This window comes from Mesorhizobium sp. M0848 (genome assembly GCF_040319805.1).
Taxonomy (GTDB): domain Bacteria; phylum Pseudomonadota; class Alphaproteobacteria; order Rhizobiales; family Rhizobiaceae; genus Mesorhizobium.
In genome coordinates this window covers 18497-39521 of the sequence record NZ_JAMYOM010000001.1, presented here as the reverse complement: position 1 = coordinate 39521, position 21025 = coordinate 18497, and the positions used below count along the sequence as shown (strand labels likewise).

Annotated in this window: 21 protein-coding genes; 16 read left to right on the top strand and 5 right to left on the bottom strand. The window is 64.6% G+C overall.

All coding sequences use genetic code 11. The features are described from left to right. Window positions 1-81 precede the first annotated feature (81 nt). Together epmA and NKH95_RS00210 are read left to right on the top strand one after the other, a co-directional pair. The gene (gene epmA, locus NKH95_RS00215) at window positions 82-1122 is read left to right on the top strand and encodes an EF-P lysine aminoacylase EpmA (RefSeq protein ID WP_352890506.1); all 1041 of its coding nucleotides are present in this window, start codon (window positions 82-84) and stop codon (window positions 1120-1122) included. 113 nt (window positions 1123-1235) lie between these two features. Then, window positions 1236-2513, top strand: coding sequence for an NAD(P)/FAD-dependent oxidoreductase (locus tag NKH95_RS00210; RefSeq protein WP_352890504.1), 1278 nt, complete (start codon window positions 1236-1238; stop codon window positions 2511-2513). Here NKH95_RS00210 and NKH95_RS00205 read toward each other — a convergent pair. Then, window positions 2510-2926 carry a VOC family protein gene (locus NKH95_RS00205; RefSeq protein ID WP_127288998.1) on the bottom strand — a complete coding sequence of 139 codons (417 nt, stop codon included), beginning with the start codon at window positions 2924-2926 and terminating at the stop codon, window positions 2510-2512. The genes NKH95_RS00210 and NKH95_RS00205 overlap by 4 nt on opposite strands. Before the next feature lie 166 nt (window positions 2927-3092). Between NKH95_RS00205 and NKH95_RS00200 the strand changes: the two genes are divergently transcribed. The 6 genes from NKH95_RS00200 (at window position 3093) to lpxK (ending at window position 8724) form a co-directional block, all read left to right on the top strand. Then, the gene (locus tag NKH95_RS00200; protein WP_352679973.1) at window positions 3093-4436 is read left to right on the top strand and encodes a TldD/PmbA family protein; all 1344 of its coding nucleotides are present in this window, start codon (window positions 3093-3095) and stop codon (window positions 4434-4436) included. Next, on the top strand, window positions 4423-5238 hold the full coding sequence (locus NKH95_RS00195) for a 3'(2'),5'-bisphosphate nucleotidase CysQ (protein WP_352868040.1): 816 nt from the start codon (window positions 4423-4425) through the stop codon (window positions 5236-5238). Before NKH95_RS00200 ends, NKH95_RS00195 begins: the two co-directional genes overlap by 14 nt. A 103-nt stretch (window positions 5239-5341) precedes the next feature. Next, window positions 5342-5587 carry a DUF4170 domain-containing protein gene (locus tag NKH95_RS00190; protein ID WP_056593794.1) on the top strand — a complete coding sequence of 82 codons (246 nt, stop codon included), beginning with the start codon at window positions 5342-5344 and terminating at the stop codon, window positions 5585-5587. A 5-nt stretch (window positions 5588-5592) separates the two neighbouring features. Continuing rightward, complete coding sequence (locus NKH95_RS00185) at window positions 5593-6384, top strand: lysophospholipid acyltransferase family protein (protein ID WP_013532344.1); 792 nt, start codon at window positions 5593-5595, stop codon at window positions 6382-6384. Then, complete coding sequence (gene waaA / locus NKH95_RS00180) at window positions 6381-7697, top strand: lipid IV(A) 3-deoxy-D-manno-octulosonic acid transferase (protein ID WP_023813559.1); 1317 nt, start codon at window positions 6381-6383, stop codon at window positions 7695-7697. Before NKH95_RS00185 ends, waaA begins: the two co-directional genes overlap by 4 nt. Before the next feature lies 1 nt (window position 7698). Then, window positions 7699-8724 carry a tetraacyldisaccharide 4'-kinase gene (gene lpxK / locus NKH95_RS00175; RefSeq protein WP_352890501.1) on the top strand — a complete coding sequence of 342 codons (1026 nt, stop codon included), beginning with the start codon at window positions 7699-7701 and terminating at the stop codon, window positions 8722-8724. A gap of 121 nt (window positions 8725-8845) precedes the next feature. Here the strand turns inward: lpxK and NKH95_RS00170 are convergent, their stop codons facing one another. Next, entirely contained in the window at window positions 8846-9079 is a 234-nt protein-coding gene (locus NKH95_RS00170) for a DUF2093 domain-containing protein (RefSeq protein WP_031213688.1), read from the bottom strand. 77 nt (window positions 9080-9156) lie between these two features. Between NKH95_RS00170 and NKH95_RS00165 the strand changes: the two genes are divergently transcribed. Continuing rightward, window positions 9157-9792, top strand: coding sequence for a hypothetical protein (locus NKH95_RS00165; RefSeq protein WP_352442456.1), 636 nt, complete (start codon window positions 9157-9159; stop codon window positions 9790-9792). 39 nt (window positions 9793-9831) lie between these two features. On the opposite strand, the gene NKH95_RS00160 is transcribed toward NKH95_RS00165, so the two are convergent. Next, entirely contained in the window at window positions 9832-10758 is a 927-nt protein-coding gene (locus tag NKH95_RS00160) for a LysR family transcriptional regulator (protein ID WP_128305062.1), read from the bottom strand. Window positions 10759-10849: 91 nt separating this feature from the next. On the opposite strand from NKH95_RS00160, the gene NKH95_RS00155 reads away from it, so the two are divergent. The 4 genes from NKH95_RS00155 to NKH95_RS00140 all read left to right on the top strand — a co-directional run bounded on the left by NKH95_RS00155 (window position 10850) and on the right by NKH95_RS00140 (window position 13991). Then, window positions 10850-11743, top strand: coding sequence for a DMT family transporter (locus NKH95_RS00155; RefSeq protein WP_128305063.1), 894 nt, complete (start codon window positions 10850-10852; stop codon window positions 11741-11743). A gap of 84 nt (window positions 11744-11827) precedes the next feature. Then, window positions 11828-12703: an alpha/beta fold hydrolase gene (locus tag NKH95_RS00150; protein WP_352775904.1), complete on the top strand. Its 876-nt coding sequence runs from the start codon at window positions 11828-11830 to the stop codon at window positions 12701-12703. A gap of 58 nt (window positions 12704-12761) precedes the next feature. Next, the gene (locus NKH95_RS00145) at window positions 12762-13088 is read left to right on the top strand and encodes an antibiotic biosynthesis monooxygenase family protein (RefSeq protein WP_023813566.1); all 327 of its coding nucleotides are present in this window, start codon (window positions 12762-12764) and stop codon (window positions 13086-13088) included. Between the two features lie 12 nt (window positions 13089-13100). Continuing rightward, complete coding sequence (locus NKH95_RS00140) at window positions 13101-13991, top strand: DMT family transporter (protein ID WP_023813567.1); 891 nt, start codon at window positions 13101-13103, stop codon at window positions 13989-13991. A 72-nt stretch (window positions 13992-14063) separates the two neighbouring features. Here the strand turns inward: NKH95_RS00140 and mutL are convergent, their stop codons facing one another. Both mutL and NKH95_RS00130 read right to left on the bottom strand, forming a co-directional pair. After that, a complete protein-coding gene (gene mutL, locus NKH95_RS00135; RefSeq protein ID WP_128305109.1) occupies window positions 14064-15938 on the bottom strand; it encodes a DNA mismatch repair endonuclease MutL in 1875 nt (624 codons plus the stop codon). A 276-nt stretch (window positions 15939-16214) separates the two neighbouring features. Then, on the bottom strand, window positions 16215-17117 hold the full coding sequence (locus NKH95_RS00130) for a LysR substrate-binding domain-containing protein (protein ID WP_127288978.1): 903 nt from the start codon (window positions 17115-17117) through the stop codon (window positions 16215-16217). A gap of 90 nt (window positions 17118-17207) precedes the next feature. Here NKH95_RS00130 and NKH95_RS00125 point away from each other — a divergent pair, with 90 nt between their 5' ends. The 3 genes from NKH95_RS00125 to NKH95_RS00115 all read left to right on the top strand — a co-directional run bounded on the left by NKH95_RS00125 (window position 17208) and on the right by NKH95_RS00115 (window position 21025). After that, the gene (locus NKH95_RS00125) at window positions 17208-18758 is read left to right on the top strand and encodes a trimethylamine methyltransferase family protein (RefSeq protein ID WP_013532332.1); all 1551 of its coding nucleotides are present in this window, start codon (window positions 17208-17210) and stop codon (window positions 18756-18758) included. A 41-nt stretch (window positions 18759-18799) separates the two neighbouring features. Next, window positions 18800-20449: an ABC transporter substrate-binding protein gene (locus NKH95_RS00120; protein WP_023813570.1), complete on the top strand. Its 1650-nt coding sequence runs from the start codon at window positions 18800-18802 to the stop codon at window positions 20447-20449. Window positions 20450-20545: 96 nt separating this feature from the next. Next, entirely contained in the window at window positions 20546-21025 is a 480-nt protein-coding gene (locus NKH95_RS00115; protein WP_023813571.1) for a DUF3828 domain-containing protein, read from the top strand.

Here is a 21025-nt window from a genome sequence, read left to right as displayed (position 1 = left end):
GCCGGCTTGTGCGGCGCTGGGTGGGGGCCTACCGCATCTTGGCCGCCGCCGCCAGCCCCATTCCACCATGATCTGAGCCCCATGACCGAAGCTTCGCCCTGGTGGACGCCGCATGTCCATGCCGACCGCCGCCCGCGGCTGATGCTGCGCAACGGCATCGCCGCCGGCCTGCGCGACTGGTTCGCCGCCCATGATTTCGTCGAGGTGCAGACGGCGGCCCTGCAGGTCTCACCCGGCAACGAGGCGCATCTGGCGGCTTTCGCCACCGAAGCGGTCGGGCCGGACGGTGCAAGGGCGCCGCTCTATCTCCACACCTCGCCGGAATTCGCCTGCAAGAAGCTGCTCGCCGCCGGTGAAACCAGAATTTTCAGCTTCGGTCCGGTCTACCGCAACCGTGAGCGCGGCCCCTTGCACCATCCCGAATTCACCATGCTGGAATGGTATCGGGTGGGTGAGGCCTATGAAAGCCTGATGCAGGATTGCGCCGCCTTCTTGGCGCTGGCCGCGACAAGGGCAGGGGCTACTCTTTTCTCGTTTCGGGGCCGCGACTGCGATCCGTTTGCCGAGCCGGAACGGCTGACGGTGGGGGAGGCCTTCACTCGCTACGCCGGCATCGATCTGCTGGCAACGGTCGCCGCCGCCGGCAGCACCGATCGCGACGCGCTGTACGCCGCCTTGATCCGGGCCGGCATGCGTACCGCGCCCGACGACAGCTGGGCCGACCTGTTCAGCCGGGTGATGGTGGAAAAAATCGAGCCGTTGCTCGGGCAGGGCCGCGCGACCATCCTGTGCGAATATCCGCTGGCCGAAGCGGCACTGGCGCGGCCGAGTCCGCGCGACCCACGCGTGGCGGAGCGCTTCGAGCTCTATTGCTGCGGCGTCGAACTCGCCAACGGCTTTGGCGAGCTGACCGACGCCGACGAGCAGCGCCGGCGCTTCGTCATCGAGATGGATGAGAAAGAGCGCATCTATGGCGAGCGCTATCCGCTGGACGAGGATTTCCTCGCCGCCCTTGCCATCATGCCGCCGGCCAGCGGCATCGCGCTCGGCTTCGACCGGCTGGCGATGCTGGCAACCGGCGCGCAAAAGATCGAGGACGTGATCTGGACGCCTGTTGCCTGAGGCGCGGAAAGATCTGGCCTATTCGATTCCAGGGATCAAGACTGGACCGTGACCCCGAACCAAGAGACCACATGATCGGTACGGGATTTCAAGGTCAATCGGGAAGATCCACAGTGGCTGCTTCTGAAACGGTCGAAATCGCCATTGTCGGCGCCGGAGTTGTCGGGCTGGCGACGGCACTTCGCCTTGTCGCGGACGGCCGCGAAGTTCTGCTCATCGATCCGAACGAGCCGGGCTCCGGCGCGTCGTTCGGCAATGCCGGGACGATCGCCGAATATGCCTGCATGCCGGTCGGCACTCCTGCGGTGCTGCGGGCGTTGCCAAAGCTGCTGCTTGATCCCGACAGCCCGTTTTCGCTGCGCTGGCCGGCGCTGCTGCAGCTGGCGCCATGGCTCGTTCGGTTCATGCGGCAATCGCTGCCGGCGGCCACCCGGGCCAATGCGCTGGCGCTCGCCGGACTGCTGGCCGACGCCCTCCCGGCCTGGGAGGAAATGGCCGGGGAGGCCGATCTGGACGATCTGCTGCGCCGCAATGGCTGTCTTTACCTCTATCGCCGCGAGAGCGATTTTGCCGTTGGCGCCGGCGGCCGGGCAATGCGCGCTGGGTTTGGCATCCACCAAGAGGTGCTGACTCCCGAAGAGGTAGCGGCACTTGAGCCGGGCCTGCCGGCGACAGCAGCGCATGGCGTGTATTTTCCCGACTCGATCAATGTCACCGATCCGGCAATGGTGATGCGGCGGTTGCTGGGCGCGGTAAGTGCTCGTGGTGCGTCGGTGAAGCAGGCTGAGATCACCGGGCTGCAGGTCGGAGCTGACGGTGTCCAGCTCAGCGGCCCCGGCGTTCGCATCAAGGCTGGCACGGTGGTGATCGCCGCCGGTGCACGGTCACGCGCACTGGCCGCGCAGGCCGGTGACAGGATTCCGCTCGAGACAGAGCGCGGCTATCATCTGGAATTCCAGACCGACGCGCCGCTGCTCAACCGGCCTGTCTGTCCCGTCGATCTTGGTTTCTACCTGACGCCGATGGCCGGCCGCTTGCGGGTCGCCGGCACCGTCGAACTCGGCGGCCTGGTCGCGCCGCCAAATCCGCGCCGGCTGGCGCTGCTTGACCGTGGCGCCAGGCAAATTTTTCCCGGGCTCGGCTCGCCTGCCTCGCAATGGCTCGGCTTCCGGCCGTCCCTGCCGGATTCCAGGCCGGTAATCGGCGCTTCGCGCGGCAGCTCCCGCGTAATTCATGCTTTCGGGCACGGCCATCTCGGCCTGACGCTGGCTCCGATCACCGCGCGGCTGGTCGCCGACTTGATCGGCGGACGCGGCGATCCGGCGCGGCTCGCACCTTTCGCGGCGGGCCGTTTCGGCCGTAGATCGACCGATGTCATCGATCTGAGCTAGTGCGCGAAAACCTGCTCCAGAGAGCGAAAGCCCTTGAATTCCAGGGCATTGCCCGAGGGGTCGCGGATGAACAGCGTCGCCTGTTCGCCGGGCTCGCCCTTGAAACGGACCATCGGCCGTTCCAGCCAGTCGATGTCGTCGCGCGCCTCCAGCCGCGTTGCCAGACGCTGCCAGTCGTCCATCAGCAGCACGGCGCCGAAATGCGGGATTGGCACGACAATGCCGTCGACCTTGCCGTCATTGGAGGCCTGTGCGGCCTGCGGCCGCAGATGCGCCGACATCTGGTGGCCGTAAAGGTCGAAATCGACCCAGGTCGCTGACGACCGGCCGATCGCGCAGCCCAGCACCTCGCCATAGAAAACGCGGGTTTCATCGAGATCACGGACCGGGAAGGCGAGATGGAAAGGCGTCATCGAAATGCTCCGTGCAGGCTGCGAACCGATTTTGCGTCACAGGGTTGGCGATTTGAACCGTCCACCCTGCATTTTGATTGAAGCCTATGCCATTGCACAAGCCGGACCGGAACAATAGATGGGTGGGCAACGGCCGCACACCGGCCGCATCAGCAGGATTTCAGGCATGACCGATATATCAGACGCAGCAAAATTGACCGACCGCGTCGCGGCCCTGGTCGAGGCTGCCAAAAAGGCCGGCGCCGATGCCGCCGACGCGGTGGCCGTGCGCGGCCGCTCGACTGGGGTGTCGGTGCGTCTCGGCAAGGTCGAGGCTACCGAAGCCTCCGAGAGCGAGGATGTCGCGCTGCGCGTTTTCGTCGGCGGCCGCGTGGCGAGTGTCTCGGCGACCGCGGCGTCCGACCCGAAAACACTGGCCGAGCGCGCTGTGGCGATGGCGAAAGTGTCGCCGCAGGATCCTTATCAGGGGCTGGCCGACCCGGCATTGCTGGCCAAACAGACGCGCGATCTCGATCTGTTCGACGCCACCGAAGTGTCGGCAGACCAGTTGAAGGAAGCCGCATTGGCGGCGGAAGCGGCAGCGCTTGCCGTCAAGGGCGTGACCAATTCGGCCGGCGCCAGCGCCGGTGCGGGGCTGGGTGGTCTGGTGCTGGCCACCTCGCACGGCTTCCTCGGCCACTATGTCGGCTCGCGGTTCTCGCGCTCGGCCAGCGTCATCGCCGGCGAGGGCACCGGCATGGAGCGCGACTATGAATTCTCCTCGCGCCAGCATTTTGCCGATCTCGATGCGCCCGAGGACATCGGCCGCAAGGCCGGCGAACGCGCCGTGCGCCGCATCGGCGCGCGCAAGGCGGCGACCGGGCCGGTCGACGTGGTATTCGACCCGCGCGTCGCGCGCGGCATAGCCGGCCATCTGGCCGGCGCCATCAACGGCGCCTCGGTGGCGCGCAAGACGTCCTTCCTGCGCGACATGATGGGCAAGCAGGTGGCCGCCTCCGCCATCACCGTCACCGACGAGCCGCTCCGGCTGCGTGGCCAGGCCTCGCGGCCGTTCGACGGTGAAGGCGTCGAGGGCGAAAAGCTGTTGATGGTCGAGAAGGGCGTGCTCAACCACTGGTTCCTGTCGACCTCGGCTGCAAGGGAACTGGGCCTCGTCACCAACGGCCGCGGCGCGCGCGGCGGCTCTTCCGTGACACCATCCTCCACCAATCTCGCCATCGAACCGGGCGAGCGGTCGCCGGAAGAGCTGATCAAATCGCTCAAGACCGGCTTCTACGTCACCGAAGTGTTCGGCCAGGGCGTCGACATGATCACTGGCGAATACAGCCGTGGCGCTTCCGGTTTTTGGATCGAGAATGGCGAGCTTGCCTATCCGGTCGCCGAGGTCACCATCGCCTCGAACCTGAAGACGATGTTCCTCAACATGGTGCCGGCCGATGACCTCGACCGCAATTTCGGCACCGCCGCGCCGACGCTCCTGATCGAAGGCATGACCCTTGCCGGAGCATGACCTGACCATAGCCGGGGCCATCTCCGGCGCCTCTGGGGACTTGCCGCTGCTGCGCGATGCCGCCCGCGAGGCGGGGGTCATCGCCATGCGCTACTTCGGCAACAGCCCACAAGTCTGGATGAAGGGCGGCACATCGCCGGTCAGCGAGGCCGACCATGCCGCCGACGCCTATCTGCGCGAAACATTGCTGGCGGCGCGGCCGGATTATGGTTGGCTGTCGGAAGAAACAGTTGACGATCCGGTCCGGCTTTCGGCACGCCGCACCTTCGTCGTCGACCCGATCGACGGCACACGCGGTTTTCTGGAAGGCCAGCGCACCTGGTGCGTCAGCGTCGCCGTCGTCGAGCGTGGCCGTACGCTGGCCGGCGTGCTGGAATGCCCGGCGATGGAGGAGACCTATTGGGCGCTGCCCGGCCAGGGCGCCTTCCGCAACGGCAAGCGCATTGCGGTTCGCAAGCTGCCGGACACGGCCGAGATCTCCGGGTTGAAGCAGTTGACCGACCTGATGCCGGCCGAATGGCAGGCGCGCCTGAAGCGGGCGCCCTACAGCCCTTCGCTCGCCTATCGGCTGGCCATGATCGCCAATGGCTCGCTGGATGCGACTTTCGTCAAGCCGAATGCGCATGACTGGGATATTGCGGCGGCCGACCTCATCCTGCGCGAGGCCGGCGGCCAGCTGCTCGACCAGCATGGCCACGCTCCGCTCTATGCCGGCGAGGTGACTCGTCACGGCGCACTTGCTGCCGGCAGCGGTGAATTGCTGGCCGTGCTCGCCGGCGTCATCGCCGGTCTGGACGCGTGAAAGCGTTTTCCCGGGCGAGATGAATTCATCTCGCCCTAAAGGTTCCAAAGTCGGCGGCTTTGGTCTAGACCTGTCACAAACTCACGATATGTGAAGGACCGACATGGCCGCGGAAGACGGAAAGAAACAGCTTTTGCATCTGGTGTTCGGTGGCGAACTGAAGAAGCTTGGCGGCACCGATTTCCGCGATCTCGACGGGCTCGACATCGTCGGCATCTATCCCGACTATCAATCCGCGCACACGGCATGGAAAGCCAAGGCGCAAGCCAGCGTGGACAACGCCCACATGCGTTATTTCGTCGTTCATCTGCACCGGCTGCTGGACCCCGACAACAAGGCTGCCGGTTGACTTCGATGGAGCATGACCTGGCGAAAGGGCCAGCAAGCGATGCCGCGCCCACGGGCAGGGGACGCAGCCGCACGACCAAGGCCTTCTGGCGCAAGATTCGCCAACCGCTGGCGCAGTCGCGATTCGTCAAGAACGCCATCGCCAGCCTGTTCGCCCAGTTCGTCCGCTTCGTGCGCCTCACTAATCGCGTCGTGGAGGGCTCGGCGCGGTTTTCGGGCGGCGCCTATACCGAGTTCGAGCCTGGCATCATAGCCCTGTGGCACGGCCAGCATCTGCTGACGCCGGCCTACTACCCCAAGCGCAAGCCGCTGGTCGCCATGGTCTCACGAAGCGCCGATGCCGAGCTCAACGCGCTGATGCTGGAAAAATTCGGCATCGAGGCGGTGCGCGGGTCGGGCGGGCGGGAAAATGCCAGGCATCTCGACAAGGGTGGGGCAAAAGCGCTTATCGCCCTGAAAAAGTCGCTCGCCGTCGGCAAGAACGTCGCCATGATCGCAGATATTCCGCACGGCACGCCGCGAGACGCAGGGCTTGGCATCGTTCTCCTGGCCCGCCTCTCGGGCCGGCCGCTTGTACCCGTCGCCATCACCACCAGCCGCCGCAAGGTGCTGGAGAAGAGCTGGGACAAGACCACCATCAACCTGCCGTTCGGCCGTTCGTCGATCGTCATCGGCCAGCCGATCTTCGTGGCGGCCGGCGCCGATGACGCCGAAATGGAGCGCAAGCGCCAGGAAGTGACGACCGCGCTCAATGCCGCGACTGCCGAGGCCTACCGTCTCGTGGATGCTCCGCGATGAGCGGCCGCTGGGCACGGGCCATGCTGTCGGCTTACCGGTTCGCGGGTGCGGCAGCCTATCCGCTGGTCGGGCCCTATGTTGCCTGGCGCACCTCGCGCGGCAAGGAAGACCGCTACCGCCGCCGCGAGCGCTATGGCGTCGCCGGCCGCGCGCGCCCCGACGGGCCGGTGATCTGGATCCATGCCGCGAGCGTCGGTGAGACCATAGCCGTCGTGCCGCTGGTCGAAAGCATTCTCGACTACGGCGTCAACATCGTGCTGACGACCGGCACGGTCACCTCGGCGCAGGTCGCCGACGAGCGGCTCGGTGATCGGATCATCCATCAATACGTACCGCTCGACCTGAAGCCGGCGGTCAGCCGGTTCCTTGATCACTGGCAGCCGGATCTGGCGATCATCGCCGAATCCGAGATCTGGCCGATGACCATCCTCGAGCTCGGCGCGCGCCGCGTGCCGCAGGTGCTGGTCAATGGCAGGCTGTCCGACCGCTCGTTCAAATCGTGGAAGAAACGGGCCAACATCGCCGAGGCGTTGTTCGAGAACCTGGCTCACGTCGTGGCGCAGTCGGATGTCGATGGCGAGCGGTTTCTGGCGCTCGGCGCGCGGCCGGTCACCGTGTCGGGCAATCTCAAGGTCGATACCTCGCCGCCGCCCGTCGACGAACGGGCGCTGGCGACGCTGCGGCGGCAGATAGGCACGCGCCCGACCTGGGCGGCGATCTCGACCCATGACGGCGAGGAAGTGGTCGCGGCTGAAGTCCACGCGACGCTGCACAAGCGCCACCATGGCCTTCTGACGATCGTCGTTCCGCGTCATCCCGATCGCGGCGAGGCCCTTGCGGCGCAGATTTCCGGCTTGGGCCTGAAGGTCGCGCGGCGCAGCAAGGGCGACAGGATCGCCGCCGACACGGATATATTGCTCGGCGACACGATCGGCGAGATGGGGCTCTATCTCCGGCTGACAGAAATCGCCTTCGTCGGCCGCTCGCTGACCTCCGAGGGTGGCCAGAACCCGCTGGAGCCGGCCATGCTCGACACGGCGGTTCTCGCCGGGCGCAATGTTCAGAATTTTCGCGAGGCCTACCAGCGTCTCCTCGACAGCGGCGGCGCCAAGCTGGTGCGCGATCGCGACATGCTGGCCGGCGCCGTCAATTTCCTCCTGACCAACGAAGTGGCGCGCCACGAGATGATGGCGGCGGGTGTAGCGACCGTCGACGAGATGCGCGGCGCGCTGGCGCGCACGCTGAAATCGCTTGAGCCCTACATCCAGCCGCTGGTCGTCAAGTCGCGCCTGAAGGGCGCGAACGGGCGCTAGCGTGGCCTCCGAAGCACCACCATTCTGGTGGGAAGAGCCGGACTGGCGGGTCTTGGCGCTGTCGCCGCTATCGGCCATCTATGCCGCCGCCGCCGGCCGCGGCATGCGGCGGGCCAAGCGCGAGAAGATCGAAGCACCCGTTCTGTGCATCGGCAATTTCACGGTTGGCGGCACCGGCAAGACACCGGTGGCCATCGCGCTCGCCGAAAAGGCCAAGCGCATGCATCTGAAACCCGGTTTTCTGTCGCGCGGCCATGGCGGCTCCTTCGCCGAGCCGCATGTCGTCGATATCCATCACGACAGCGCCAGGCATGTCGGCGACGAGCCGCTCCTGTTGGCCGAACACGCGCCGGTGGCGGTGACGCCGAATCGTGCCGCCGGAGCCCGGCTGCTGCTGGAACGGAATGGCTGCGATTTCCTGATCATGGATGATGGCTTCCAGAGCGCCCGCATCCACATCGACTATGCGCTGGTCGTCGTCGATGCGCGCTATGGGATCGGCAATGGCCGCGTCATTCCGGGCGGTCCGCTCAGGGCCAAAATCGTCGACCAGCTGGTCTTCACCAGCGGGCTGTTGAAAATGGGCGAGGGCATCGCCGCCGACAACGTGGTCCGCCAGGCGGCACGCGCCGGCCGGCCAATCTTCGAGGCCCATACAGAGCCAAGCAGCAAGGCAGGGCTTGCCGGCAAGCGGTTCCTCGCCTTCGCCGGTATAGGCCATCCCGAGAAATTCTTCGACACGGTGCGCGAAGCCGGCGGCGAACTGGCGTTGACGCGGCCGTTTCCGGACCATCATTTCTATGCCGAGGACGAACTTGCCGAGTTGGCGGCGACCGCGCACGCCGAAGGGCTGGTGCTCATCACCACCGCCAAGGACGCCGCCCGGCTGCGCCACGGCGCCTCACAGGACTTCCTCGACCGGCTCGAGGTGCTCGAGATCGACACGGTCTTCGAACTCGACCACGTTCCCGAGCGCATCATCGACGAGACGCTCGATGCCTGGCGCCAGCGCAAGCTGAAGGGCTAAAGCAATTCCAGGAAAAGTGTGAAACGGTTTTCCTGGGAAAAAGCGCATAGCGCTTTCCCTTGGGAATTGCGTCAAACAAAGAGCTGGAGCGGTTCGCCGTTCCGTGAAACGGGGAACTGCTCTAACCGCGCTTACGCAGCTCCGGATGCATCTCGATTTCGCGGCGCAGCGAGGCGGTGGCGCTGATGTAGGGCTCCTGCCTGGCGACGCTCCAGTATTTCAACTCGTCGAGCGGAATGCTTTCGCCTGTCACCGCGCAACGCACGAACGCGCCGGGACTGGTAACCTGGAAGTCGCCATCCAGATAGCGGATGCGGGCTTCCTTGCCGCCGGGGCCTTCGAAACGGTTCATCATGCGGGGACGCCAGGGTTCATGAGGATTTCATCGCCATAAATTCCCGGCGAGGTCAAGCATGCGACAAGCCTGAGACAATGCTGAACGCTTATTGTGAGGCGGAAAAATGGTGTTGGCAGGCCGCAATGGACATTTCCTCCACTCGTCTTCCCGCCTTGCTCAGGGAAGTGATGACGCCGCAGGTAGTGCCCTCGGGGCAGGCTGATCCAGTCATGACGGCACTGGTCAAGGCGCTGGTCCAGCCGCCGGCGCCGTCTCTGCTCGCACAACAGACAGCGCCAGCGCTGTTGACTTTGCCGGCCGCGCCGATGGCCGTCAAATCGCAGCAGATCGCATCGGCTGGCATCGTCGATGCCTATCTTGCCCAACTTGAGACGGGCGAAGAGGCGGCGTTGGCAACGATCGCGGCGAGAAAGGCAGAACCCGAAGCCGAAACGCTGCGAGCCTTCTTGCCGCCTTCGACAACGGCCAATGACAATGCCCCTGCCAAGGTTGCGGGGCTGTCATTGCTGTCGCTTATCCCGCCGCAGGCTCCAGTCCCGCGCAACGCTGCCGCCCTGGGTACATTGGCGGGCAGGCACAGGCCGGCCAATCAATCCCATGGTGCGGTGCCGAACCCTGAGCAGTTGCTGGTGAAAATTGGCTTTGTTTCGATAATGGCCGGTTTTCTGGGAGCCGTGATCCTCGGGTTCGTTCTGTTGTTGCTTCGCTGAGCTTCGAATCGGCCGGTTCTCGATATATGTCCGAGAGGCCTATCGCTCGGCTTCGATAAACGCCTCGATCTTGTCCGGAGCCAGCCCGGCCTCTGCCGCGATGCGGCGGGCGAGGTCGGCGGCTGCGGCACGCGGCCGCCCGATCGGCCGGTCAAGCCAGTAGGACACCGGATTGAGCGCGGTGCGCTCATCGACGGGAGTGATGCGGCCCGATTGCAATTGATGCCCGGTCAGGGGTGGGCGTGCCAGCGCGATGCCCAGCCCATAGGCGGCGGCGTCGAGCACCAGATTGTAGTCCTCGAAGCGGCGGTCCTGCGGGCGCGGGCGATAATCCATGCCTTGCGCGGCAAACCAGGCGCGCCAGGCAGACGCGTCGGAATCGTTGATCAGCGGATATTTGAGCAGCCGGGCCGGGTCGCCGCGGCCGATCTCGCGGGCAAGCCCGGGTGACGCGACGGGGAAGACATGTTCCTCGAAAAGCTGCACCGAGACGCGGCCCGGAATGCCGCCGCGTCCACAGCGGATGGAGAGATCGATGCCCTCATCGGCAAGGTCGGCCTGGCGGATGTCGACATCGAGCACGATGCGCAGCTTCGAGGGATTGTTCTCCAGAGCCGCCATGCGCGGCATCAGCCACAGTCCGCTGACCGAGGGGATCGAGGTCAGTCGCACCACGGCGGTGCCACGCGGCTCGACCCAGCGGTCGGAATGGGTCGATATCAGCGCAAAGGCTTCCGCCGTGCGCAGATGCAGCCGGTTCCCCTCGATCGTCAGCGAGACGCCGCGCGCACCACGGTCGAAGACTTTCAATCCCAGCCAGTCCTCGAGCTTGGCGATCTGCCGGCTGACGGCGCCATGGGTGATGTTGAGCTTTTCGGCGGCCGCCGAAAAGCTGCCTGTCCGCGCCGCCGCATCGAAGGCGCGGAGCGTCTCGAGCGGCACCATTGTGTCCGAGCTGTGATCCATAGTCACAGGTGATCCTCGATTTGGTCGTTTGTCAACCGGCCTGAAATGGCGTTTTCTGCCTCTCAGGACCGAAGAATGCGAGGGCAGTGAGATGAGCGCGATGACGGGCACGTTGAATTCGACACAGCGGATGGACACCACGGCAGCCATTGCTGTCGCGCTGACGGTGGTCGGCTGGGCTTCTGCCTTTCCCGCCATCCGAGCCGGTCTCGCCGCCTTCGGGCCGCTGGAATTGGGTGCATTGCGCTTTGCCATCGCCGCGGTGCCGGCGGCGATCTTCCTGGCCGTCAAGCGCCCGGCGCTGCCCAGGCTCGACGAAGTGTGGCGCTTGGTCTTCGGCGGCGCCATCTTCGTCGCGCTCTACACCGTCATGCTCAATTTCGGCGAACTGACCGTCTCGGCCGGTGCCGCCGGCTTCATCATCAATGTCAGCCCGATCTTCACCGCCATCATGGCGATGGTCCTGCTGGGCGAGCGCTTTTCGGGCATGGCCTGGGCCGGCACGGTGATTTCCTTCGCCGGCATAGGCGTCATCGCCATGGCCGACGGGCATGGCCTGTCATTTAACACCGGTGCTCTTCTGGTGCTTGGCTCGGCCTTGTGCTCGGCCGTCAACACCATCGTCCAGAAGCCGCTGTTTGCCCGCCATCATCCGTTGACCATTTCGGCTTCGAACATGGTGCTCGGCGCACTATGCCTGGCGCCCTTCCTGCCGTCGGCCTTTTCGCAGGCGGCGGTTGCCGACACGGCAGGCCTCGGCGCCGTCATCTTTCTCGGCATCGTGCCCAGCCTCATCGCCTATGCCGCCTGGGCGACCGCGCTGTCGCGTCTGCCCGCCGCACGTGCCTCCAACTTCCTCTATCTGGTCTCGCCGATGTCCGCGCTGATCGGCTTCTTCTGGCTGGGCGAAGTCCCCACGCTGCTCGGCATAATCGGGGGCGCGCTGGCCCTGGGCGGTGTCATCGTGGTGAATTTGAAGAGATGAATATTGCCGTCCGTCCGCTTCCCTCATTCGGAACGATCCCTCGGTCAAAGGCGTTTAGCCGGTGTTTATTCGACGGAGGTCCGAATGCCGGGTGCAACGACGCACCGACGCATCCAACTGGATGATCTATCCATTTTCTATCGCGAGGCAGGGCCGCCAGAAGCACCTGTCTTGCTCTTGCCGCACGGCTATCCCTGCTCTTCGTTCCAATTCCGCCGACTGATGCCGGCGCTCGCCGACCGCTGGCGAACGATTGCATTCGACTGGCCGGGCTTCGGATACAGTGGCACACCAGATCCGGCCGCCTTTGGCTATGATTTCGACGCCTATTCCGACGTGCTTTCCAAACTTGCCGGTGAATTCGGTCTCGAACGCTACGCCTTGTGGCTGCATGATTATGGCTCGCAGATAGGACTCCGGCATGCGATCTCGCACCCGGAGCGGATCAGCGCCCTGATCATCCAGAACGGCGACATCTACGAAGACGTGCTTGGACCCAAATACGCCACGATCAAGGCTTGGTGGACCGACAAGTCGCCCGACAAGCACCGTCCGCTCGAGGCCGCCGTGAGCGAGGACGGGTTCCGGGGCGAGTTCATCGGGGAAGTGGCTGACGACGTTGCAATCCGCGTGCCGCCCGATCTCTGGAGCCTTCACTGGCCATTGATGAACACGCCGGTTCGTCGGCAGATCGCCGTCGGTCTGATGGAGAAGCTGGAAGCCAATCTCAATTGGTTTCCGCGTTACCAGGCTTATTTGCGTGAACACCACCCGCCCACGCTGATCGTTTGGGGGCCAGAGGACGGCTATATGCCCGCGGCGTCGGCGCAGGCCTATAATCGCGATCTGCCCGATGCGGAACTGCATCTGATCGAGGGGGCGGGTCACTGGCTGCTCGAGACACATTTCGACGACGCGCTGCCGCTGGTCCGCGATTTCCTGGCTCGTGTTCACGGCTGATCTCACCCGGCGTCGCTTGCTGCGCTCAGTTGTTGTCCCCTGTCTGAAGGAGAACCTCATGCCGACCAAACCGACCATCGCGCGCATCTGGCGCGGTCGCACCCGCCGCGACGTCGCCGACGCCTATGAGCCATACCTGCGTGCCGAGGGTATTCCGCCCCTCGAGAAGACGGCGCTTGGCGTCCAATTGCTGCGCGAAGACCGCGATGCCGAGACGTGGTTCACAACCATCTCGTATTGGGCCGACATGCAAGCGATGACGGCCTTTACCAGAGGCGAACCGACCAAAGTCCATCATCTGGACCGCGATGCCGAGTTCCTGATCGAGCTGCCGGAGCGGATCGACATCCACCGGATACTTGTCGATCGTCAGGGACTGCGCTGAGCGGCGAATCTGGTGGTTCGCAATCTCGCCTTCTTCGCGGTGATGTCGCTGATCTGGGGGCTGACCTGGGCGGCGATCAAGCTCGGTCTCAATGACGTGCCTCCGCTACTGCTGGCGGCGGCGCGCTATTTGCTGACCGCCGCGCTTCTGGCAACAGCGGTGCGTGGAGCCGGCGCGGCATTCGCCCACGGGCGAACGGGGCGGACGGTGGTCTCGGCATTGCTGGTCAATACCGGCACCTACGGTCTGCTTTTCTGGGGAATGCAGCACGTGCCCTCGGGATTGTCGGGGCTGGTCAACCTGGCGCTGATCCCGATCCTGCTGTTCGCGATTGCCGCATTCACCGGCGAGGAGCGACCGACCTGGCGCCACGCTTCCGCGCTCGCTATCGGCAGCATCGGGCTGGTTGGGCTGTTCTGGACGCGGCTTGGCGCGGGAAGCGGTTCGAGCGGCATCGGGCTCGCTGCGATCGTCGTTGCGACCGCCTGTTATTGCTTCGGCAGCGTGGTTTCGCGCCCGCTGGTGGGCGCGGTCAAACCACTGGCGCTGACAATGGTCCAGGCTGCGATCGGCGGTGTTGCACTGCTTGCGCTGTCGCTCGTGCTGGAGCCGATCTCGGGTGAGACGCTCGAGGCGCTGCACACGCCGGCCGCCATCGGCAGTCTGCTGTTCCTGTCGCTGTTTGGCACGATCGTCGCCTATACGCTCTATCTCGTGCTGATGCGTGATTGGGGCACCGTCCGTGCCGGGCTCTACGCCTTCGTTTCGCCGATCGTCGCTTTAGCGGCCGGAGCCTGGCTCTTCGGCGAGGCGGTCGGCTGGGCTGAAATCGCCGGTGCGATCCTCCTGCTGGCGGCGGCTGCGATCGCGCTGCTCGGGCCGCCAGGCGAAAATCGCGGGTGACCGCATTGTCGGCCGATCTCCTTGGCTTGCCGGTCTCAAGTGGTGAAGCGATGGCCCGCAATCCGTCCGCAGCTATCGCCGCCCGAAAAGCCGTTCGATATCCGCCAGCTTAAGTTCGATGTAGGTCGGGCGACCGTGATTGCAGGTGCCCGAGCCGGGCGTCGCCTCCATCTGCCGCAGCAGGGCATTCATCTCCTCGGCCTTGAGCAGGCGGCCGGAGCGCACAGAGCCGTGGCAGGCCATGGTCGCGGCTATTTTGTCCAGCCGCTCCTTCAGCGTGTCGACCGTGTCGTTGTCGGCGATCTCGTCGGCGAGGTCGCGCACCAATTGCCCGACATTGGTCTCGCCCAGCATCGACGGCGTCTCGCGCACCGCGACGGCGCCGGGGCCGAAGCGCTCGATGCCGAGACCGAAGCGGGCCAGCGTTTCCGAATGCAGCGCAAGCCGCTCGGCATCCTCCTCCGGCAGGTCGATGATCTCGGGCAGAAGCAGCATCTGCGAGGGCACCGGGCGCGAGTGCAGCGCATTCTTCAGCGCCTCGTAGACCAGCCGTTCATGCGCCGCATGCTGGTCGACGATGATGAGCGAATCCCTGGTCTGGGCGACGATGTAGTTCTCATGCACCTGGGCGCGCGCCGCGCCCAGCACCGCGCCGAGCAGCGTCTCGGCCGCTTCATCCTGCCCTGCGCGTGCATCGGCGCTATGCTGCGGACCGGCATCGAAAGCCGCTTGCTCGTTTTCATGCAAGCCGCGCTGCTGGAAGCCCGCACCCTCGAAACCCATATCGAGCGGCCGCTGCGACGACCGGGCGGGATCGAAGCCGGACGGACCCGAGGCGCGGTAGGCCGCGTCGTAGCTGCGGTGGCCGTTTGCCGCTCCACCGTGGCCGTAGGATGCGGCCCCTGGCCGGAACGCCGCCATCATGCCGGCGGCCCCCGTGGTGGCGGCGCGGACGCCGGCATCGGCCAGTGCCTGTCGGATTGCCCCGACGATCAGTCCGCGCACAAGGCCGGGATCGCGGAAGCGCACATCGGCCTTGGCTGGATGAACATTGACGTCGACGATGGCCGGGTCGAGCGTCAGGAACAGCACCGTCACCGCATGGCGGTCGCGCGGCAGGACGTCGGCGTAGGCACCGCGTATGGCGCCGGCGATCAGTTTGTCGCGCACCGGGCGGCCGTTCACATAGGCATATTGCTGCAGCGCGTTGGCGCGGGTGAAGGACGGGATCGACACGTGGCCGGTCAGATGCACGCCTTCGCGCATCGCGTCGAGGGCAATAGAATTGTCCGGAAAGTCGGCGCCCATCACCTGGGCGACACGGCGCAGGCTGCCTTCCGCGCTGTCATCCGCCGCCGGCAATTCCAGCGTCGAGCGGTCCGAGCCGGCCAGCGTGAAGCGCACGGCGGGGAAGGCGATGGCGATGCGCTTGACCACATCGCTGGTGGCCGAGCTTTCGGCGCGCTCGCCCTTCATGAACTTTAATCGGGCCGGCGTTGCGAAGAACAGGTCGCGCACCTCGACCGTGGTGCCGCGATTGGCCGCCGCCGGCCTGACAGGCAGGACGCGGCCACCCTCGATGCCGATCTCGGCGGCGCTGTCACTTGCTGCCGTGCGCGAGCGGATCGAAAGTCGCGACACCGAGCCGATCGACGGCAGCGCTTCGCCGCGGAAGCCCAGCGAGCGGATGTCGTTGATATCCTCGGTGAGCTTGGAGGTGCAGTGTCGTGCGATCGCCAGCGCCAGCTCCCGTTCGGGAATGCCGGAGCCGTCATCGGTGACGCGGATCAGGTTCAGCCCACCGCCGGCTGTGACGATCTCGACGCGCGAAGCACCGGCATCGAGCGCATTCTCGACCAGTTCCTTGACCACGCTCGCCGGACGCTCGATGACTTCGCCGGCGGCGATCTGGTTGATCATCGTTTCGGAAAGCTGGCGGATGGGCATGGCGCCACTATAGGCGGATTCGACGCCGATGAGAAAGCATTCGATGTCGGCGGAATAGCGATGATGCTGGCAGGACAGCACCCCCCTCTGGCCTGCCGGCCATCTCCCCCGCAAGGAGGGAGATCGGATGTCGCCACGGCTTTCGCCAATCTGCAGCGCTGCAGGAAGGGTGGCGAGGCTGGAACTGCCAATCTCCCCACTTGCGGGGGAGATGTCCGGCAGGACAGAGGGGGGTGCTGTCCCGCCGACTTCCAAGGGACAGGGAGGCACTGCCCCTCACGCCTGAGCCGCCAGCCAGTCTCGCACCTTGCGGGCGTTGTCGCTGAGTTCCCGGTTCTTCGGCCAGACGACATAGAACGCCTTGCCGGTCTTCAGCACATGATCCGTCACCGGCACCAGCAAGCCCGACGCCAGCAACCGCTCGGCGAGGTGCCGCCAGCCGAGCGCGATGCCTTGGCCTTCCATGACGCCCTGAATCACCAGGCCGTAATCGTTGATGCGCAGGCCGCGCGCGGTATCGCTGAGATTGGCGCCCGCCGACTGGAACCATTCGTCCCAGCTGGCCGCCTCGCGATACGGCTCCTCCAGATGGATGAGGCGGTGCGTGGCCAGTTCGGCAGCGGATTTGGGCAGGCCGAACTTTGCCGCATAGCTGGTGCCGGCGACGGGAAATATCTCCTCGTCAGCCAGCGGCAACGAGTGATAGTCCGGCCAGTCCCGCGGCGCGCCGCCGCGCACGCCGAGCGGAATGCCTTCGGCGATGATGTCGAGGTCGCGGTCGGCGGTCTGGATACGCAGGTCGATGCCCGGCAGTTCGTCGCGGAACTGCTGCAGCCGCGGCATCATCCAGAACGAACCGAACGCGGTCGAGGCGGCCAGCGTGACATGACCGCCGGTCGCCTGCAGGCGTAGATCCTCCGCCGATTTGCGGATATGCGAAAGCCCAAGCGAGACATCGGCATGGAAGCGCTCGCCGGCCTCGGTCAGGAGAACCTGGCGGTGGCGGCGCTGGAACAGCTTGGCGCCAAGCTGCTCTTCCAGCCCGCGCACGGCATAGGAGACGGCGGCCTGCGTCATGCCGAGCTCGCGGCCGGCGGCGGTGAAGCTCGAAAGCCGCCCGGCCGCCTCGAAGACGATCAGGCTGCCGGCCGAGGGCAGGAGGTGGCGCAGGCTTCGCATAAGCTGAGCTTATACAAGAGATCAGGATTTTCCAGCGTCACATCACCATTTTGTCGCGCTAGGCTCCTTCATGAGTGGAATGGAGTTGCCATGAACGCACCGGCCCCTGAAGTGACCGAACATGCCAACCGCCGCAGTGGCGGCCGCCTGGGGCGCAAGGCGCTGCGCGGAGCCCCCGTAACGTCGTTCCCGACCCTGGTCCGCCAGATCCCCGTCTACCAGATGGTCCCCGATGAGGCGGTCGAGCTGATCCACGAGGAGTCGCTCCTGATCCTCGAAGAGGTGGGATGCGAATTCCGCGACGACGAGGCTATCGCGCTGTGGAAGGCGGCGGGCGCGGATGTCTCGGAAACTCGTGTGCGGATCGACCGGGCCCTGCTGATGGAGCTGGTATCGAAGGTCCCGTCGGAGTTCACGCTCAATGCGAGGAATCCGCAGCGTACGGTGCGGGTGGGCGGCAACAATACCATCTTCGTGCCGATGTATGGCGCGCCTTATGTTCGCGATCTCGACAACAACAGGCGCTACGGCACGCTGGCCGACCTCAACAATTTCCACAAGCTCGCCTACATGGCGCCGGCGCTGCATTCATCGAGTTCGGTCATTTGCGAGCCGATGGAAATCGCGGTACCGAAGCGTCACCTCCACATCATCCATTCCGCGCTTAAGCATTCCGACAAGCCGTTCATGGGCATCGTCACGTCCAAGGAGCGGGCGGAAGACACGATGGCGATGGCAGGCATCGTGTTCGGCGAGGATTACGTCCGCGACAATCCGGTCCTGGTGTCGATCACCAACTGCAATTCGCCGCTGGTGTGGGACGCCACCATGCTGGACGCGATGAAGGTCTATGCGCGAAGCAACCAGCCGCTGATCCTCGCACCCTTCGCACTGTGCGGCGCCTCGACTTCGGCGTCCGCCGTGGGCGCGGTTGCGCAGGTCAATGCGGAAGCGCTGGCGGGCGTCGCCTTCACGCAACTGCTGCGCCCAGGGTCGCCGCAGATCTACGGGCAGTTCATGGTCACGGTGGACATGAAGACCGGCGCTCCGATGGGCGGCACGCCCGAGGCGGCGCAGATGATGTATCTGATGGGAGCCTTGGCGCGGAAATACCGGCTGCCGTGGCGCACGTCCGGCTTTCATGTCGGGTCGAAGCTCAACGACGCCCAGGCGGGTTACGAGGCGAACATGCTGATGCATGCCGCCATCCTCGCCGGCGCCAACTACATCTGGCACTCCGCGGGATGGCTCGAGGCCGGCCTGACCTGCGGCTATTCGAAATTCGCCACCGACTGCGAACAGCTCATCGGCTGGTACAAATATGCCGGCGGTCTGCCGTTCGACGATTTCAAGGAAGCCATGGCGGCCATCCGCGAGGTGGGACCGCAGGGCCATTTCCTCGGCACCCAGCATACGCTCGAACATTTCGAATCCGCCTTCTTCATGCCCTCGATCATGGACTTCAATTCGTTCGAACAGTGGAAGGCGGAAGGGGCGAAGGACCACGACACGCGCGGCCGCGAGAAGGCGCGCAACATGCTGGCGGATTACGAGGAGCCGAAGCTCGATGAAGGCATCGCCGATGGCCTGATGGATTTCATCGCGCGGCGCGAGGAGAGGCTGCCGGACAGCGTCAGTTGACGCGAAGAACCAAGATCAAGGGAACCAGACGGGAGGAAAAAATGGCATTCTTCAGAAGCAGTGGCGATCGCGTGCCGAGCGCTATCGAGGCAATGGCGGTCGAAGCACGCGCGGGTCGTGTCGACCGGCGCGAGTTCCTGGCGCTGGCAAGCGCCTTCGGCGCATCGACGGCGCTTGCCTATGGCATGATCGGTCTTGCCGTGCCGGATCGGGCCTTGGCCGAAGAGCCGAAGAAAGGCGGAACGCTGCGCGTCTCGATGTCGGTGAAGGGACAGAAGGATCCGCGCACTTACGACTGGGTGGAACTGGCGAACATTTCGCGTTGCTGGCTGGAGCCGCTTGTCCGCTATACCAGGCAGTTCACCTTCGAGCCGGTTCTGCTCGAAAGCTGGGATATCAATGACGACGCCACCGAATATGTGCTGCATGTGCGCAAGGGCATCACATGGAACAACGGCGATGCCTTCAACGCCGATGACGTCGCTCACAATCTGACGCGCTGGTGCGAGAAGAATGTCGCCGGCAATTCCATGGCCGCCCGTGTCGGCGCGCTGATCGACACAAAGACCGGCAAGGCCAGGGATGGTGCGATCACCAAGGTCGACGACAACACGGTCAAGCTGAAGCTAAGCGAACCAGACATTTCACTGATCCCGAATTTCACCGACTATCCGGCGCTCGTCGTCCATCGCAGCTTCGATGCCGATGGTGCCGATCCGATCAAGAAGCCGATCGGCACGGGACCGTTCGAACTGGTCTCCTACGATGTCGGCCAGAAGGCGGTCGTCAAGCGTCGTGAGAATGGCAAATGGTGGGGTGGTGAAGCGCCGCTCGACAGCGTCGAGTTCATCGACTACGGCACCGATTTCAACGCCACCGTTAACGCGTTCGAATCGGGTGAGATCGACCTCAATTTCGAGTCGCCCGCCGACTTCATCGACATTCTCGACAAGATGGATCTGGTGAAATCGGAGGTGGCGACGGCGACGACGCTGGTTGCGCGCACCAACATTACCCACAAGCCCTATGACGACAAGCGGGTGCGCAACGCCCTGCAAATGGCCGTCGACAACAATGCGGTCCTCCAACTTGGTTACGCCGGGCGAGGCACCCCTGGTGAAAACCACCACGTTGCCCCGATCCATCCGGAATACTATCCGCTGCCCAAGAAGACACGCGACGCCGCCGGCGCCAAGAAGCTGATGGCGGAAGCCGGACAGGCTGACTTCGAGCATGAGCTGATCACCATCGAGGACGATTGGCAGAAGAATACCGGCGACGCCATTGCCGGCCAGCTGCGCGATGCCGGGATCAAGGTGAAGCGCACGGTGCTGCCGGGTTCGACCTTCTGGAACGACTGGACGAAATATCCCTATTCGATGACGATCTGGTACATGCGCCCGCTTGGCGTCCAGGTGCTGGCGCTCGGCTATCGCACCGGCGAGGCCTGGAATGAATCGGCATATTCCAACCCCGATTTCGACGCCAAGCTCAAGCAGGCGCTATCGCTCATCGACGTGGAGAAACGACGCGAGGTCATGAAGGATGTCGAGCAGATCCTGCAGGATTCGGGCGTCATTATTCAGCCGTTCTGGCAGAAGCTCTACAGCCACCAGAACAAGAAGGTGAAGAACTATGGTGTCCACCAGACATTCGAGATGGACCTTCAGAACGTCTGGCTGGACGGCTGAAACAAGGCGCTGCAGGACTTCATGAGCCGCAAAAAAGCCGATATGCAGGATACGTGGTATTGATAGGCTCAAGCCATCAAAAGCCGGAGATTCTGCATGAGACTGACAGTGCTCGTTGCCGCCCTTTCGATAGCCCTGCCGGCCGCCGCCGTCGCCGGACCGGCGTCCGATGCGGTGAAGTTCTTCTATGTCCCGGCGGTCAAGTTCGAGGCCGACGAACAATATCGGGACCGGTTCACCGAACCGGTGACGAAACTGTTCGAGTTGAACGACCAGGCAACGAAGAAGAACCCGGACCAGGTCGCCTGCATCGATTTCGATCCTGGTCTCGACGCCCAGGATTTCGATCAGAAAACCGTCTCGAAAACGCTGAAACTGTCTGAGAAGCTGGATGGCGATAACGCACAGGTCACGGTATCCTTCAGCCTGTTCTCCGAGGGCGATGATTCCAAACGTGAAATGCTCTGGTCGCTCAAGAAGATCGACGGCAAGTGGAAGATATCGGACATCGCTTCCAAGACCAGCGACTGGACGCTCAGTGCGCTGGAATGCATGGCCGGCCAGACGCCGGAGTGA